This is a genomic window from Paenibacillus sp. J22P90 (assembly GCF_059692195.1).
This window is the reverse complement of record NZ_JCAUAY010000003.1, coordinates 265,595-281,686: the sequence shown is the minus strand read 5'-3', so window position 1 is coordinate 281,686 and position 16,092 is coordinate 265,595. Positions and strand designations below refer to the sequence as shown.

The 16,092-nt window shown below is 47.2% G+C and carries 15 protein-coding genes; 9 read left to right on the top strand and 6 right to left on the bottom strand.

Features of this window, described 5'->3' with window-relative positions:
* Positions 1-73: 73 nt before the first annotated feature.
* From AC58UX_RS11610 to AC58UX_RS11595, 4 genes are all read right to left on the bottom strand, one after another.
* On the bottom strand, positions 74-1,366 hold the full coding sequence (locus AC58UX_RS11610) for an arsenic transporter (RefSeq protein ID WP_497252653.1): 1,293 nt from the start codon (positions 1,364-1,366) through the stop codon (positions 74-76).
* 99 nt (positions 1,367-1,465) lie between these two features.
* Positions 1,466-1,900 carry a protein-tyrosine phosphatase family protein gene (locus AC58UX_RS11605; RefSeq protein ID WP_497252651.1) on the bottom strand — a complete coding sequence of 145 codons (435 nt, stop codon included), beginning with the start codon at positions 1,898-1,900 and terminating at the stop codon, positions 1,466-1,468.
* Between the two features lies 1 nt (position 1,901).
* Positions 1,902-2,330, bottom strand: a complete 429-nt coding sequence (arsC, locus tag AC58UX_RS11600) for an arsenate reductase (thioredoxin) (protein WP_497252649.1) — start codon at positions 2,328-2,330, stop codon at positions 1,902-1,904.
* An 8-nt stretch (positions 2,331-2,338) separates the two neighbouring features.
* Entirely contained in the window at positions 2,339-2,662 is a 324-nt protein-coding gene (locus AC58UX_RS11595; protein ID WP_497252647.1) for an ArsR/SmtB family transcription factor, read from the bottom strand.
* Between the two features lie 206 nt (positions 2,663-2,868).
* On the opposite strand from AC58UX_RS11595, the gene AC58UX_RS11590 reads away from it, so the two are divergent.
* From AC58UX_RS11590 to AC58UX_RS11580, 3 genes are all read left to right on the top strand, one after another.
* The gene (locus tag AC58UX_RS11590; protein WP_497252645.1) at positions 2,869-3,210 is read left to right on the top strand and encodes an ArsR/SmtB family transcription factor; all 342 of its coding nucleotides are present in this window, start codon (positions 2,869-2,871) and stop codon (positions 3,208-3,210) included.
* 288 nt (positions 3,211-3,498) lie between these two features.
* Positions 3,499-4,824: an FAD-dependent oxidoreductase gene (locus AC58UX_RS11585; RefSeq protein WP_497252643.1), complete on the top strand. Its 1,326-nt coding sequence runs from the start codon at positions 3,499-3,501 to the stop codon at positions 4,822-4,824.
* Positions 4,825-4,956: 132 nt separating this feature from the next.
* Entirely contained in the window at positions 4,957-6,297 is a 1,341-nt protein-coding gene (locus AC58UX_RS11580; protein WP_497253633.1) for an FAD-binding oxidoreductase, read from the top strand.
* 56 nt (positions 6,298-6,353) lie between these two features.
* Here the strand turns inward: AC58UX_RS11580 and AC58UX_RS11575 are convergent, their stop codons facing one another.
* Positions 6,354-7,298: an ATP-dependent DNA ligase gene (locus tag AC58UX_RS11575; protein WP_497252641.1), complete on the bottom strand. Its 945-nt coding sequence runs from the start codon at positions 7,296-7,298 to the stop codon at positions 6,354-6,356.
* A gap of 269 nt (positions 7,299-7,567) precedes the next feature.
* Between AC58UX_RS11575 and AC58UX_RS11570 the strand changes: the two genes are divergently transcribed.
* The 4 genes from AC58UX_RS11570 to AC58UX_RS11555 all read left to right on the top strand — a co-directional run bounded on the left by AC58UX_RS11570 (position 7,568) and on the right by AC58UX_RS11555 (position 13,545).
* Positions 7,568-10,858, top strand: a complete 3,291-nt coding sequence (locus AC58UX_RS11570; RefSeq protein ID WP_497252639.1) for an OmpL47-type beta-barrel domain-containing protein — start codon at positions 7,568-7,570, stop codon at positions 10,856-10,858.
* Between the two features lie 185 nt (positions 10,859-11,043).
* A complete protein-coding gene (locus AC58UX_RS11565) occupies positions 11,044-12,252 on the top strand; it encodes a multidrug effflux MFS transporter (RefSeq protein ID WP_497252637.1) in 1,209 nt (402 codons plus the stop codon).
* A gap of 99 nt (positions 12,253-12,351) precedes the next feature.
* Positions 12,352-13,200, top strand: coding sequence for a hypothetical protein (locus AC58UX_RS11560; protein WP_497252635.1), 849 nt, complete (start codon positions 12,352-12,354; stop codon positions 13,198-13,200).
* A gap of 183 nt (positions 13,201-13,383) precedes the next feature.
* The gene (locus AC58UX_RS11555) at positions 13,384-13,545 is read left to right on the top strand and encodes a hypothetical protein (protein WP_497252633.1); all 162 of its coding nucleotides are present in this window, start codon (positions 13,384-13,386) and stop codon (positions 13,543-13,545) included.
* A gap of 256 nt (positions 13,546-13,801) precedes the next feature.
* Here AC58UX_RS11555 and AC58UX_RS11550 read toward each other — a convergent pair whose 3' ends face one another.
* Entirely contained in the window at positions 13,802-14,737 is a 936-nt protein-coding gene (locus AC58UX_RS11550) for a DNA-3-methyladenine glycosylase family protein (RefSeq protein ID WP_497252631.1), read from the bottom strand.
* A gap of 149 nt (positions 14,738-14,886) precedes the next feature.
* Between AC58UX_RS11550 and AC58UX_RS11545 the strand changes: the two genes are divergently transcribed.
* Together AC58UX_RS11545 and AC58UX_RS11540 are read left to right on the top strand one after the other, a co-directional pair.
* Positions 14,887-15,429 carry a bifunctional transcriptional activator/DNA repair enzyme AdaA gene (locus AC58UX_RS11545; protein ID WP_497253631.1) on the top strand — a complete coding sequence of 181 codons (543 nt, stop codon included), beginning with the start codon at positions 14,887-14,889 and terminating at the stop codon, positions 15,427-15,429.
* Positions 15,430-15,531: 102 nt separating this feature from the next.
* The gene (locus AC58UX_RS11540; RefSeq protein ID WP_497252629.1) at positions 15,532-16,068 is read left to right on the top strand and encodes a methylated-DNA--[protein]-cysteine S-methyltransferase; all 537 of its coding nucleotides are present in this window, start codon (positions 15,532-15,534) and stop codon (positions 16,066-16,068) included.
* The last annotated feature ends 24 nt before the right edge of the window (positions 16,069-16,092 follow it).

Below are 16,092 nucleotides of genomic sequence, written 5' to 3'. Positions count from 1 at the left end.
TTTTGAGCTTGTGTCGTATCACCAATTATTGCCTTGGCGAGCCGATCTCAAACGGGCTAGAGAGGCATTCAACTTAAGCGACGACATGCAACCATAGATACAAACCAATCAACGTGATGAGCAGCGTAGGAACGGTCAGGACAAAACCTGCTTTCATATAACCGCCCCATGTGATTTTTACCCCTTTTTTGGAAAGCACATGAAGCCAGATGAGGGTAGCAAGCGAGCCAATCGGCGTCATTTTAGGACCTAGATCCGTACCGACAACATTGGCATAAATAAGCGCCTCTCTTAGAATGCCCTCTGTTTGTGTTCCCTGAATCGCTAACGCGTCAATTAATACAGTCGGCAAATTATTCATGATCGAGGACAAAATCGCCGCGAGGAAGCCCATGCCAATCGTAGCTGCGAAGAGTCCTTCTTTCGAAATAACTTCGATGAAATCCCCGAGAGCATCGGTGAGTCCAACATTTTTCAGCCCATAGACAACGACATACATCCCGATCGAGAAAATAACAACCGCCCATGGCGCTTCTTTCAAAATCTTCTTCGTATCGATCACAGCGCTGGAACGAGCAGAAAGGATAAAGCCAATTGCGGCAGCACCGACAATGAACGAAACAGGAATTTCGACGAATCCACTCCCAATATAAGCAACTAAGAGAATGCCGAGAATCCACCAGGATAAGCGGAAAAGCTTAGGATCTCTAATTGCATCCGATGGCTGTCTCAGCTCAGTGATGTCATAACGAACCGGAATTTGTTTGCGGTAAAAAAGGTAGAGAACAAGCAAGCTCGCCCCTAACGAGAACAAACTCGTCACGAACATGCGGCTTGCATAGGTCACAAAGTCAATCCCGAAGAAATCCGCAGATAAGATATTCACCAAATTACTGATGATAAATGGAAGTGAAGTTGTATCTGCGATAAATCCGCTCGCCATAATGAAGGGGAGAATAGCAGCATCCGGCAATTTCATGGCTCTAACCATGGCTAGTACGATTGGCGTAAGGATCAGGGCTGCGCCATCATTAGCGAAGAAGGCAGAAACCGCCGCGCCGAGCAGGATCACGTAGATGAACATCAGCTTCCCGTTGCCTTTCGCTAACCTAGCCATATGGAGTGCTGACCATTCGAAAAATCCAATACTATCTAGCACAATTGAGATGATAATAATGCCGACAAAAGCGAGTGTAGCGTTCCAAACGATATCCGTTACAGTAGCGACGTCCTGGAAGGATACGACTTGGAAGATGAGGGCGAGTAAGGCTCCAGCGGAAGCTGACCAACCAATACCGATCCCTTTCGGCTGCCAAATGACAAAGGTAATCGTAAGTAAAAAGATTATAATAGCCAAATAAATCATGAGATCCTCCTAGCAAAAAACATATAAATGTCGTTGTTAATATTCTCAAATTTATGGCTATCTGTATAGCAAAAAATAATTGGTAATAGGCTACTCAAATTATTTGTCAAATAATTTCTCCAGTGCCTCACGTTGGGGTTGTCTAACATGAATAACCGGGCGAATGCTTTTTGCTAAATTTTCAGCATCCGTGATGTTTTCGCTTTTTCCTAGTGTAATCAAAGTGCCAATAGCTACAGCGCCAGTGCGACCTTTGCCACCACCGCAATGGAATCCAACCTTTTTGCCACTCTTATAAGCATCTACAACGTGATTGATAGCTTGTTGGAACAGTTGGTCTTGCGGAGCTTCCGCGTTGTCACCAAGCGGAACTTGCAGCCATTCTACGCTATCTGCAGGATAGGCAAACTCCGTAGCCTCACCGCGCAAATCAACGATAACCTCAACGTTTTCATTTTTAATCATGTCTTCGACGTCTGCAGCTCCGCCAAAAAATATTTTGTCTTCAACTAACGCTTGATAATTTTTCTCCATGTTACTTACCTTCCTTTACAAATTGTTCAATACGGCTCTTAATGGACTCACGCACTTCACGGAATTTTGTTGTAATTTCTTCTTCAGTGCCAGTTGCTTTGGCAGGGTCTTCAAATCCCCAATGCCATCTTTCCGCTTTATCATTTCGAACAACAGGGCAGTTGTCATTAGCATGACCGCACAAAGTAATGATGTAATCAGCTTGAGCCAAAATTTGAGGATCGATCACATCAGAGGTATGGTTTGATATGTCGATACCAGCTTCCTTCATCGTTGCTACTGCACGTGGGTTTAATCCGTGAGCTTCCAGACCCGCGCTTTTCACTTCGTATTTGTCCCCGTCTAAAGCTTTCAAATAGCCATCAGCGATTTGGCTGCGGCAAGAGTTTCCCGTGCAAAGAAAATATACTAAAGGTTTTTTGTTTTCCATAAATCCTCCTAATCACAACAATTTAAATCTTCACAAGATATCGCATCTACTTTTTCTTTCTGGGAGGGCAGGTACCGAAAGATATCGTGCAGATAAAGCTTATCTTCAATATGCAATGAATAAAATACCCATTGGCCCTTTTTGGTTTCCTTGACTAAACCGCCTGATTTTAGCTTTCGCATGTGTTGGCTTACATTGGGCTGACTGGTTTGTAGGAGTTCGACTATTTCATATACGCACAGTTCACGTTCTTTGAGCAGAGAGAGAATCGACAATCTCATTTTGTCCCCGAGCAGCTTAAACACTTCAGATAATGGTTCAATATCAGGCAAAATAACACGCTCCTTTACATCCGTCGAAATCCATTTGTAAATTATTATATAATTATTCACTTATATATAAAAGTTAAGGTTTTGTGAATAAATTATGCATGCACATTTAATCAATTTATTTTGATTAAGTATTGTTTTGTAATTCATTTTGGTATATATTATCAATACATCAAAAATATTTGATTTAATGAATCGGGTGAGAACAGATGAAAACAATTATTCCTATACATGAAGTAAAAATAAATACAACACCAAGTGACTCATTTTTCATTTCATACGAGGCAAAATTTAAAGCATTAGCGGATAGCAAGCGTCTGCAGATTATGTATGAGTTAACCCAACGTGGTAAAACGTGCGTTTGTGACCTATGTGATATCGTTGAAATGGCTCAATCCAAACTGTCGTATCACTTAAAGATCTTGTTAGATGCAAACCTAATTTCGAAAGAAGTCATTGGTACTTGGAGTTACTATGAGATTAATCAATTAGAGGTAAACGGATTATTATCTGAGCAGCTTTGCTGTATTTTTAGACCTAGCGGAAAGTAAAATTTTTTTGAATAAATAATCAATTTTTTTTGATTAATAGATCAATATTATTTGATTAAGGGAGTGTTGTATTATGTTGTTTCACGATGTGAATCCACAGCTTATGTATGTATCTCAAGCGGACAAAAGGGTTGACCACCTGGAATGGAGGGAGCCTCAAAGTAAAAAGCAATTTCGTTTCCGATTCGATAAAATTACTAACTTATTTAGAACAAAAAAAACTCAACCCAATTGTTGCGCACCTGCTTGCTGTTAAGATTTGAAAAAATATGACTTGGAGGTTTCTCAATGTCTGAAAATAACTTGCAAACAAGATTACCAGTAGCAATTATCGGAGCAGGTCCTGTCGGCCTTGCCGCGGCTGCGCATTTAGTAACACGTGGGGAGCCTTTTGTATTATTTGAAGCTGGGAACGAGGTTGCTTCGAATGTTGCTTCATGGGCACATGTTAGACTCTTTTCCCCATGGGAATTTAATATCGATAAAGTTGCTCGCCAATTACTCTCCTCACACGATTGGATAGCTCCAATTAACTCGGATATACCTACCGGTCTTGAGATGATTGAAAATTATTTCAAGCCATTGGCCAACCTGCCTGAAATTAAACCTTACGTTCACTTCAATACAACAGTGGTTGCAGTGAGTCGTAAGGGGCTTAACAAGGTGAAAACAGAGGGCCGCGACGTGCTTCCATTTGTACTCCATGTTGAGAAAAATGGTGAGAGAATCGTGGTCGAAGCTAGGGCTGTTATTGATGCCACGGGCACTTGGGCGAACCCGAGTCCTGTTCTATCAGAAGGGGTTTGGACGGCCGAGGAAAATTCTCTAAGCAGCCATATTTACTACGGGATGCCAGATATTCTAAGTAAGCATAAAGGGCGTTATAGTGGCAAGAAAGTGCTTGTTGTAGGAAGTGGCCACTCCGCCATTAATACGCTTTTGGAACTTGGTGAACTCCAAGATGAAGTACGAGAAACTGAAATTGTTTGGGTACTCCGAAAATCCAAGCTTAAAGATGTTTATGGAGGGCAAGAGGAAGATCAGTTGGCTGCTAGAGGCGAACTTGGTTCGCGTATTCAGAGGCTTGTTGAATCAGGTAAAGTCAAGGTTTTAACGTCATTTCATATTCAAGAGTTAAAAAACAATGGTGGAAAGATTCAAGTCAGCGGTTCTGTTGAGAATGAGCTATTATATATTCATGGAGTAGATGAGATTGTTTCAAATACGGGTTCCCGTCCGGATCTATCTTTCTTAAGAGAAGTCCGAGTGACCACTGATCCAAGTCTGGAGAGTACGGTGGAACTGGCACCTCTCATTGACCCTAATCTGCATGGTTGCGGCACAGTAAGACCGCACGGGGAGAAAGAGCTAAGACAACCAGAGAAAAATTTCTATATTGTTGGTTCCAAAAGCTATGGCCGAGCGCCTACTTTTTTAATGGCTACAGGGTATGAACAAGTAAGATCCGTTGTTGCGGCTCTAGTCGGTGATCATGCAGCTGCGGAGAGAGTTGAACTTGTACTTCCTGAAACAGGGGTGTGCAGTATCCAGACCAGTTCTTGCTGTACAAAAATAAACATACCGGTAGTTGCGAAGTCTACTTGCTGCAGTTAAATCCTTAAGTTTAGCCCCCCTTACATGCATAAAGCCCATACCCGCGACAAATGTCCATCATACGTTATAGGATGCATGGCTTATTCATGAATAACATGAACGGTCAATAACCCATAGGGAGATGGAGCTGTGATTTCAAAGTCGGGACTTACAGGGCGAGTAATCTTTAAAGGAGATCCGGGGTATGATGCTGCACGAAAAAATTGGGATCCTCATACAGACAGATTTCCGAGAGTGTTTGTGTTTGCTCAGGGAACGAAAGATGTGGCAAATGCGATAAGATGGGCGCGTAAAAATAATGTCCCCATTCGACCAAGAAGTGGAAGACATGCCTTGGAAACGAATCTGTCCCAGGTCAATGGGGGCATTGTTATTGATGTAAGTGATATGAAGAAAATTCAGCTCAATAGAAAACTCGGAACAGCCGTTGTTGGTTCAGGCAATACAGTGGGAAGAATAGTGAAAACGCTTGCCAAGCAAGGCATTCTGGCTCCCTTTGGCGATAGCCCATCTGTAGGGATCGGCGGTATCACAGCCGGCGGGGGGATTGGGCCACTTCAACGGACGACCGGTCTTCTCTGTGACAACCTTCTAGAAATTGAAATGGTTGATGCGAAGGGGAAAGTGATTCGTGCCAATAAAAAGTGCAATAGCGATCTGTTATGGGCTACTCGCGGGGGTGGCGGAGGTAACTTTGGTGTGTATACAACATACAAATTCAAAGTACGGCGAGCTCCACAAAAGGCAACTGTTTTTACCATTACCTGGCCATGGAACCAGTTTGAAGAGGTAACAAAAAAGTGGCAAAGATGGGCTCCTTTTATAAGCACCAAACTGGGGAGCGAATTGTCGATTGGGCCCAAAAAAGGCGGCAATGTCAGCATGCTAGGGATGTATTTAGGGCCGAAAAATGAGGCTCTTCGATTATTAGCACCGATCCTAGCTGTCGGAACGCCTACAAAAGATGTGCGGCTGCTCCCTTACACGAAAGTCGTGGATTTTATGCTTGCTCCTGATCCAATACTTCCTCAGAAGTTCAGCAATCAGTTTTCTAGTGGTTTCGGAAGAGCACCTTTTCCTGATAAAGCTTTTGTAGCGATGCGCGAGTTTCTAGAGAAAGCAGAAGGGGGCACACCAGCAGGATTCTTTTTCCTCAACTGGGGCGGTGCTATCAGCCGTGTCGCACCTAGAGCTACTGCATTTTACTGGCGAAAAGCGGATTACTACGTAGAATGGAATAGCTCATGGGTTAAACCATCGCATGCTGCTAAAAACATTGCCTTAGCTCGGGGAACACGTAAAAAGTTACAGCCCTATATTATAGGGTCCTATATCAACGTGCCAGACCAAGGGATCAAAGACTCTGGGCCGGTGTACTATGGCAAGAACTATGAAAGATTACGCAGAGTAAAAGCGAAGTATGACCCTAAGAATGTGTTTAACAATCCGCAAAGTATTCCTCCAGCGAAATAAATGAAAAAAGCCGATAGATCACTCTTTAGAGCGATCATCGGCTTTTTTACGTACAACTAATTCTGGCTTAGGGTGCATTCTTTGATATCCATATTCACAAAAGATTGTATACTTGGGTGCCTCAATGTTTTGTTGGAGGTCCATTCTAAATAACTTACTTTCACAACGATTTGTGGAATTATCCAAGTGGCTTCTTTCGCTCTTTCGGGCTCATTAATAAATGAACGTTCAGTCGTTATCATGCTTTGAACTTGCTCAGTTAGATGTTGCCAGTCTTTAACTGAAAGTTTACCAGTGCCTGCATGACCAATGTACCATAATTGATTCTGATCATCGTACAAGCCTAATAATAGTGAATTGACAAGGTTACCTCTGTAGGTAACGCCACTTACAACCGCAAACAGATCTTTGAAAATTTTCTTCTTGAGCCATCGCTTATCTTTACCGTTAATTAAGTAACTGCTGTTCAGGTCCTTGATCATAATTCCTTCTAATCCATGCTGCTCTACAACCTTAAAGAGTGCTGCAATATCATTGTGGTTAGTAACGATTTGAACTAGATGGTTGGGTTTAATGATTTTTGCTATCACAGCTTGTCTTTCTTTCAGACTTAAGTGCGTCAGCCATTTTCCGTCTAAATAGAGGATGTCAAAAATCATATAAGTGATTGGAACATTGCGCATGGCTTGAGTCACTGTGGTTGATTTCCTTGCACTGTCCCTCCTCATAATCTCATAAAAAGAAGGTTTGCCTTCTGAAAGTGCGATAATTTCCCCATCTAATATGACAGAATTGGCTGTGCAAAACTCACGTGGATTGGTCAATTCGGGATACTGTAATGTTCGCTCATTGGCTCTTCGATTTATTAACTTGGTCTTGTTTCCATCAAAATATAGGAGCATTCTCACCCCATCCCATTTGATTTGGCCAGTAAAATGATTACCCAATGGCAATTCGTCCGTGCTAATTGGCTCAAATGGGATTATTGGTACAAAATCCAACTCGGATACCCCCAATGAATTGTTGTCTTAGTAACATTCTTAACAATTTACTGGATAATAGACTGTTAATCGTAGATTCATTTCCCTTTTGGGAAATATTCTAATTCAATGGTTTTACTGCACAAATTTTCATGTCTTTACAATAAAATAGCAATTTTCGCAATTATCCTATGGTAGAATAAGGGAGTTCTTAGATGGCTTGTCTGTTCGATAAGCTGCTGCTTACGTAGAAGGTTTTGATTCAGCCCATTAGCTAAGGAGGAATTGAATTGAGTAGGCCCATAGGATGGAAGGCGAAATTATGGAAGACAACGTTGGCGTTGACAGTGGCAATCCCGTTTCAAATGCTGGCTGCCACCAGTTGGCAGACGGTAATGGCCGAGGGACCGACAGATCCGGCGCCATTTATTGAAGCTAAAGTAGTGAACGGCAATGCCGGGAAGAAAGTGCTCTTTGACAACACGCATGAACAGACGGCTGGAGCAGCGGATTGGGTAATTGATGGGGCTTTTTCGGATTTCGGTAATGCGCTGGCGAATAATGGTTATTACGTCAAAGAACTGCGCAAAACCACGCCAATTACGTTGGCGGATTTGAGCGGTTATGATGTTTTTGTAGTAGCGGAGTCGAATGTTCCGTATAAAACGAGTGAGCAAGCTGCTCTTGCCCAATATGTGCAAGGCGGCGGCAGTATTTTCTTCATCGGCGATCATTACAATGCCGACCGTAACAAAAACCGCTGGGATGGCTCCGAGGTGTTCAATGGGTATCGCCGAGGCGCCTGGATGAATCCAGCAGCCGGGATGAGCGCGGAAGAGGCAGCCTCCTCAGCCATGCAGGATGTCGCAAGCTCGGACTGGCTGGCGACGCAGTTCGGTCTGCGTTTTCGCTATAACGCCCTCGGCGACATTAATGCGAATAACATCGTAGCGCCTGCGCAAGCTTTTGGCATCACGACAGGCGTCTCGAGTGTAGCGATGCATGCGGGATCTACGCTGGCTATTATCGATCCGACGAAAGCGAAGGGGATCGTGTACTTGCCGCAAACGAATGATGCGTGGGCCAATGCCGTAGATCAAGGTGTCTACAACGGAGGCGGCGTGGCAGAAGGACCTTACGTGGCCGTTGCAAAAGCTGGCGCAGGAAAGGCTGCCTTCATCGGGGACTCATCACCGGTTGAGGATGCAACGCCGAAATATGTGCGCGAAGATACTGGCGCGAAGAAGACGACGTATGATGGGTTTAAAGAAGTGGATGACGGAACGCTGCTCGTGAATATGGTGAACTGGTTATCCACCAAAGAAAGCTATACCAGCTTCACGGAAGTAAGTGGCTTGCAGCTTGACCAGCCGACAACGTTGTTGCCTTTTGAAGCGCCAGCAGCCTCGACGGAACCGCAGCCAGAGCCTTGGGCGGCGCCGAACGCCGGCTATAAGTGGTACGACCGCAGCACGTTTAAACCAGGCTCCTATGGCGGACCTGCAGCTACAGCGAATACGACGTACAGCTTCGTAAAACAAGCCGTATTGCCGAATGCGGCGGACTTCCCTGTAAGAGTCGTTGTGGATAACTTGCCGCCTTCGACAACGGTAACGGGATTCTCCCTGGGCATCTATCTGGTTAGCGGAGGTTCGCAAATCGCCAAGGTGCAGAATGCGGACGGCACATGGCCGACGGCATACGCTTATAGTTCCACGTTCAGCGTAACCGCAGATATCAATGGACACGCGACGAAGGATCTGAATGTGCGCGTTGTTCCGGGGACGACGGCACCAGCGAATATGCGCTTGCGAATTAATGGTACGAATATCAAAACCGAGAGTGTCACCCTAGGCAACGTACCTCCAGAGTCCTTGCCAGAAGAACAGAATCCGATTCCAGCCAAAATCACCATTGCAGAAGCACGTGCCAAAGCAGCAGGTACGTTGGTGACAGTTGAGGGTGTTGTTACGACGGAGCCGGGAGCTTTTGGCGGGCAAGCTTTCTATTTGCAAGATGCGACTGGCGGCTTGTATGTGTTCCAAAGCTTGAGCGGCTTCCATCAAGGCGATACGGTTAAGGTTACGGCGCCTACAGCGCTTTTCAACACGGAGTTCGAGCTCACGGATCCTGTGGAAATTACCAAAACAGGCGTCGCTGCGCTCCCAACACCAACGCCTGTTTCCGCTGTGACAGCGGACAATCAAGGGCAGCTGCTCTCACTTAGCGATGTGACGATCAGCAATATAATCACGGCATCACCGACGGGTTCTTTTGAGTTCGACGCTGTCAAAGGCGAGGTCAGCAACCACATTCGTGTCGATACACGAACAGGCTTGTCCTTAAGCACCTTCCCATACACAGCCGGGCAAAAGGTGACGATTCAAGGTGTTGGCGCTATTTTCAAAGGTGTCTTCCAATTAAAGCCACGGGGCTTGAGCGATTTCAGCGTGGCGGCTGACACGGTGGCGCCTATAACGACTGCAGCTTTATCGGGAATTCCGAATGGAGCGGGTTGGTTTAAGGATGACGTCACCGTTACATTAACGGCTGTTGATGATCAAGAGGGTGAAGTGGTCACCCAATATGCCATTAACGGTGGTGTATCGGCTATTTACACAGCGCCAGTGGCTATTGGGAGCGAGGGCACGACAACGTTGAGCTACGCCTCTTCAGACGCTGCAGGCAATGTGGAAACAGCCCAATCCCTGCAAGTGAAGCTGGATAAAACAGCGCCAACAGCGACCCTAACCGAGTCGGGCCATGCGATTACCGATGTATCGAATACGGCTGCGGTGAGATTCGACTTAGCGAGCACTGATGCGCTTTCGGGCGTTGCGGAGCAATCCCTGACCTTGGATGGCAGTGCGATTACAAGCGGTCAAACAATTGCCGCAGGTAGTCTGGCTGTAGGCACACACACGGTAGCCTATCTGGTAGTGGATGCGGCAGGTAACACGACGAGTGCTTCACAGACGTTTAACGTGGTAAAGCCATTATCCCTTGGCGCGCCTGGCCAGCCCGTTTTATCCTCCAATAACGGCTATTCCGGTTTAAAAAATGGTAACTACACCGTCACCATGAACATGTGGTGGGGGAATAATGGAAGTATTTTCAAACTGTACGAAAACGGAGTTCTCATTAGTACTACTACATTATCTGATGCCACTCCAGCGGCTCAAACCGCCAAAGCGGATGTATCCGACAAACCAAACGGCACTTATACGTACACAAGTGAACTTATTAATGTATTCGGAACGACAGCTAGTCAGCCACTCGTTGTAACCATCACAGACGCATCCCCAGGTAAGCCTGTCTTATCCCAGGATAATTGGGATGGTGATGGCAATTACAATGTGAGCACGAACATGTGGTGGGGGACAAATGCAACAGGGTACCGCCTCTACGAGAACGATGTGCTCATCGATACCAAAACGCTGCAAGCAACTACACCTAGCGCCCAAAGCGCTGTAACAGCCATCGCCGGTCGCGGCATTGGCGCTTATCAATATCGCGTCGAGCTGTTCAACGCCGCAGGCGTGACATCCAGCGACGTCTTGACGGTGACGGTTACGAAGTAACGTCTATAGAATAAGTGAAGCCCTTCAGGTCGTGGACCTGAGGGGCTTTGCTTTTTGTGGGATGGCCCCCCCCACCCATCGTAACCGCAGCATGTAACAGCTTCTGCCATCACGCTGAGCAACTAGACAAAAACCTATCCCAATGGTAGGTTAAATGAATTACTTAAGAAAGTTTGTGATCTCTCATGTCTATCGCTTCGCAATCGAAAGAAATATCGAGCGGCAGCCGATTATGGATGGTGCTCGTACTTGGTTTACTCGCATCCTTCGGGCCGCTTTCCCTAGATATGTATCTGCCAGCGCTGCCCGTCATTGCGGAAGATCTGCATACGACAACCTCGCTCGCGCAAATGAGTCTAACTGCCTGCATGCTCGGTCTCTCGCTGGGCCAGCTTGTTGCTGGAGCGGTGAGCGATGTGCGTGGCAGGCGCTTGCCTCTGTTAGTCGGACTCTTGGTTTACGGCGCAGCTTCCGCACTCTGTATGGTTGCTCCATCCATCTGGGCCTTCCTCATCCTGCGATTCGTGCAGGGGATGGCAGGTGCCGCAGGGATCGTTATTTCCCGGGCTATCGTTCGTGATATGTATGAAGGGGTGGCATTGACGAAGTTTTTTGCGCTGCTGATGCTCGTGAATGGTTCGGCTCCTATCCTTGCGCCAATCATCGGTGGCCAGCTGCTGCAGTTTACTTCTTGGCGTGGCGTGTTCCTGGTGCTCAGCTTGATCGGTGTCGCGATGCTCATTATTGTTGTACTTGGGCTAAAAGAAACACACCCGCCTGAACGCCGCACCAAAAGCGGACTTACGACTACACTGCGCATTTTCCGGGGTTTGCTTACGGACCGTTTGTTCATGGGCTACGCGTTGACGCAGGGGCTCGTTTTTGCCGGCATGTTTGCGTATATTTCGGGGTCGCCGTTTGTTTTGCAGGATATTTTTGGTGTTTCTCCACAAATGTTCAGTGTCATCTTCGCTGTCAACGGTGCAGGCGTGATCCTTGCAGGCCAAATAACAGGGCGACTTGCTGGCAAAGTCAGCAATCAACGTCTGCTAGCTGGAGGCTTAACGATAGCTGTGCTAGGTGGTCTGCTGCTGCTTATCGCAACGCTTAGCGGGGCTGGGCTGTATTTGATTTTACCGGCGTTTTTCCTCATCGTGTCCTGCATTGGACCCATTTCCGTATCTACTTCATCATTGGCTCTGCAAAATCAAGGCAAAACCGCCGGCAGCGCCGCAGCCCTGCTAGGTTTGATGACCTTCGTCATCGGCGGCTTAGTGGCCCCGCTTGTTGGTCTCGGCGGCAGCCAAACGGCAGTGCCGTTAGGTATTATCATCGCGCTCATGGAGCTTGGAGCCGTGCTTTGCTTCGTCTTCCTAGCGCGAGAAAAAGCGTAAGCGGGATCACTTTTTTTCGAAATATTCAAATATTTTTCACAATTATCATTTATACTTGAAGAAGAATCGACCAATTATAGAAAAAGGTGGGTAACTCGGATGAAGCGCATTCATAAAACGTGGCTTATCGGCACGCTGGCAGCTGGCTTATTGATCAGTGGCGGCTTCGTACTTCAGCATAATCAAGTTTTTGCTACTGACACCAACACGACGTCATCAGTACCTAAGAAGTTTCAGGATAAACATAGCCTTCAGAAGCATCAAGCGCCACAAAGGGGCAATTTTGAATTTGGTAGAGGCGGTTTTGGCGGAGTTTTGGATTTTGCAACCATCCTTGGCATCGATAAGAGCGTTCTGAAAGAGGAATTTGCAGCGGGTAAAACCCTCGTTCAAATTGCTCAGGAGAAAGCCAATCTTACTGAAGATACACTGCTGGCTAAGCTGACAGAGGCGGAAACAAAGAGAATTGATACAGCGCTTAGCGAGGGTAAAATCAAGCAAGAGCAGGCGGATAAGCTCAAAGCGGATATTGCTGATCGCATTAAGAAGATCGTGGAAGCGAAGCAACCGGTGATGAACTTTGATAAAAAGCCGATGATGCCTCGCGGCGGCAGCATGCCAATGCCTGCGCCTGGTTTGGGTGCATGGGGGAATCCGAAAGAAATCGCTGCGATTCTTGGCATCACCGAGGAAGAGCTGGCTACAGAGCGTAAAGCAGGGAAATCACTTACTGAGATCGCCGCAGCGAAGGGCATCACAGAGGATCAGTTGATCGCTAAGATCAAAGACAGTATGACAGATGAGCTGAAAAGTTTCGTCGAACGCAAAGGCGGAGATCGCCCTATGCCACAGCTGCAGCCACGCGGCGACGGCGGTTCATTTAAAGGAAAGCCCGGCCGCGGCGGGGAGCACAGACCTTCTCCACCAGCACCCCCTTCAGCTACTTAAGCATTGCTAGCAATGCCCATACAGAAATACCATTAGGTTGCCACAATCGATCACATCGAGCGAGGCAGCCTTTTGTTGTCTGTACGTAGGGAATGGAGGGAAATAGCTAGGTAGCGTAGAAGTTTGTCGCAAGCATATCGTGATCGTGTTAGGTAGCGTGAAGTTTAAAGGAGGAAAAGCCAAATGGAAGAGCTCATCGGACATTGCCGTGCATGTGAGAAGCCAGTCTACTGCAAAATGGGGTTCCTAGATGGCGTCGTGCAGGCGGATAAAACTTTATTATGCTTCGAGTGCTCTGGCGAGGAGGAGTCTGAGGACGGAGTAGGTGTGAAGCCTCACGAGTGAAGGCCTGCACCCTCTCGCCCCCTCCGCACCTCGTTAGATGGAAAAAGTCCATCTATTTTCATCCCATTTAGCCGAAATTAACAATTAACTGGAAAATGTACAGCTAATATCGCCAGTTTTGCGCATTAGGGTAGAATTCAGCATAAATAGCTTCATAAAATCCAGTTAGTTTGCCCAAATGGGGGAATTCGCCAGATTTAACTGTAGAAAATCCAGTTATTTTCGCCGTCGCTCCGGTAGCCTGGAGGGGCCGCCGCTAATACAAAACTCGCCACAAGTAAAACGTGGCGTAAGCTTCCCAGCCCCGCCAGCGCTCCGCAAGCTGGCGAATCTCTTCAAGCGAGGGCTTGGCGTCAAGCCCAAGCACGTGCTTCAGCGCGTTATGCAGGCCGACATCGGCCAACGGGAACGCGGCAGGGTTGCGCAGACAGCGCATCAGCACATAATTGGCCGTCCAAGGGCCAATGCCGCGAATGCGCAGCAGCTCTTTTTCCATGGAGAGGAAATCGCCCATCGCAAGCAGCCCAGCCTTGGATAACGATCCTTCCGCCATGGGATTGGCAACACCAATGAGGTACTCCGCTTTTTTACCTGTGAATTGTAAAGCGGTTAAATCAGCCGTTGTCAGCGCTGCGACCCGCTCCGGCGTCGGGAACGTCCAATACGTTCGACCCTCCCATTCCAGCGAGGTGCCGAAGGTTTCGACTAGACGCCGCTTGAGCGTATAGGCAAAAGCCAAATTAATTTGCTGTCCAATAATCCCCCAGCTCATCGCCTCAAACAAATCGGGAATCCCCATCAGGCGCAGTCCCCAGAATTGTTCTGTCACCTGACGCAGAATCGGATCCTCCATCGTATACAATGGCCGTAAATCCGTCCCCAAATCAAACCACTCCCACACATAGCGAGCGATGTCCTCGCGAACCTCATTGGTTAGACTAGCACCACTATAATGAACAATCCGGATGTGAAGCTCCTCATCATCCTCACTGTGGACAGCGATAAGCGCCAATTTATCCCCAACCGGCAATAACTTGTAGATGCTGGAGTTATCCACAGCGAATAGGCACTCATTGGTTGAGCGGCTTAAATAGCCGATATTTTGCGTATATCGAAAAGGCTCAGGCAGAGCTAACGAGAGCGTGCTCGTGGGTTCGTGCCATTTTAGACTGGACAGGTGTGGCATCAACATTCTCCTTAACAGTTGTAAAATCGTTACTTCCATTATCGCTGAAAGAGGCTTTTGTAATCTTGCTTTCTCATCTCCGAACACTTACAACCGCGGGCATGTTTGGGTATACTGAGCTTATTCAAGGAACCACGTGGAGAGGGGCATCTGGTATGCAGGAGCGGTTTTGGAAAGCGATCGTTGCGAATGATGCGACGTATGACGGGACGTTTGTTTATGCGGTGGCCACGACAGGCATTTACTGTCGACCATCCTGTAAGTCTAGGCTTCCGAAGCGGGAGCATGTGCGTATTTTTCATCATAGTCGTGCGGCAATGGCCGAAAGCTTTCGTCCATGCAAAAGGTGTCGTCCTGACGGCATCAGGCTCCCCGATGAGGAATGGGTCGAGCAAATGAAGGCGCATATCGATGAGCACTTCGCTGAGCCGCTGTCGTTAGCGACGCTTGCGGAGCATTTTTATGCGAGTACGTATCATCTGCAAAGAACGTTTAAACGAATAGCGGGCGTAACGCCACTTATGTATATTGGGCAGGCCAGGCTAGAGGCAGCTAAAAAGCTTTTAACCACTTCGGACATGGCCGTACATGTGATTGGCGCGCAGGTGGGGATAGTGAATGCTGCCCATTTTGCGACGTTGTTTCAGAAGAAAACCGGGCTAACGCCGACGGAATATCGCCAAACGTATGTTCATTAACCATAACCGACAGGGGGCGGTGATGCAACCTAAGGTGTATGGGGTGTGGGGGTATCAAGGTATCAGATGAGCACGCAAGAGAAGTTAGGAGCGAAATTAAGGATGAAGATAAATAACACAGAAGTCATTTACTGGACAACAGTACGTTTGCAGGGAAGTGATTTTGTACTGGCTGCGACGGAGCAAGGGCTTGGCTACTTACAGTTTCAGGAGGAGAATGCGGCTGAAGGTGTTGGAGAAGAGGCCTGGCAGCAACTCAGCAAATGGGCAAAGAGGAAGCTGCAGACTAGCTTGATCAAAGATAGCGAAGCCCTAATGCCGTATATTGAGCAGTTGGACGAGTACTTAGCCGGGAAACGATCAGCGTTTTCCCTTCCCTTAGACTTACGAGGGACGACGTTCCAACAAGACGTGTGGGCGGCTTTGAACGACATTTCACACGGTGAAACGGTCAGTTATTCACAGGTAGCACAGTCGCTAGGGAAATCGAGTGCTGTTAGAGCCGTTGGTACCGCTATTGGTGCAAATCCCGTACTCATCGTTGTGCCTTGCCACCGTGTAGTGGGGAAGGATGGGGCGCTGACGGGTTATCGGGGCGGGTTGGCGAATAAGGAGAAGCTTTTGAAGTTAGAACGATGATTGCATAACCCCCTTAATTTGGGA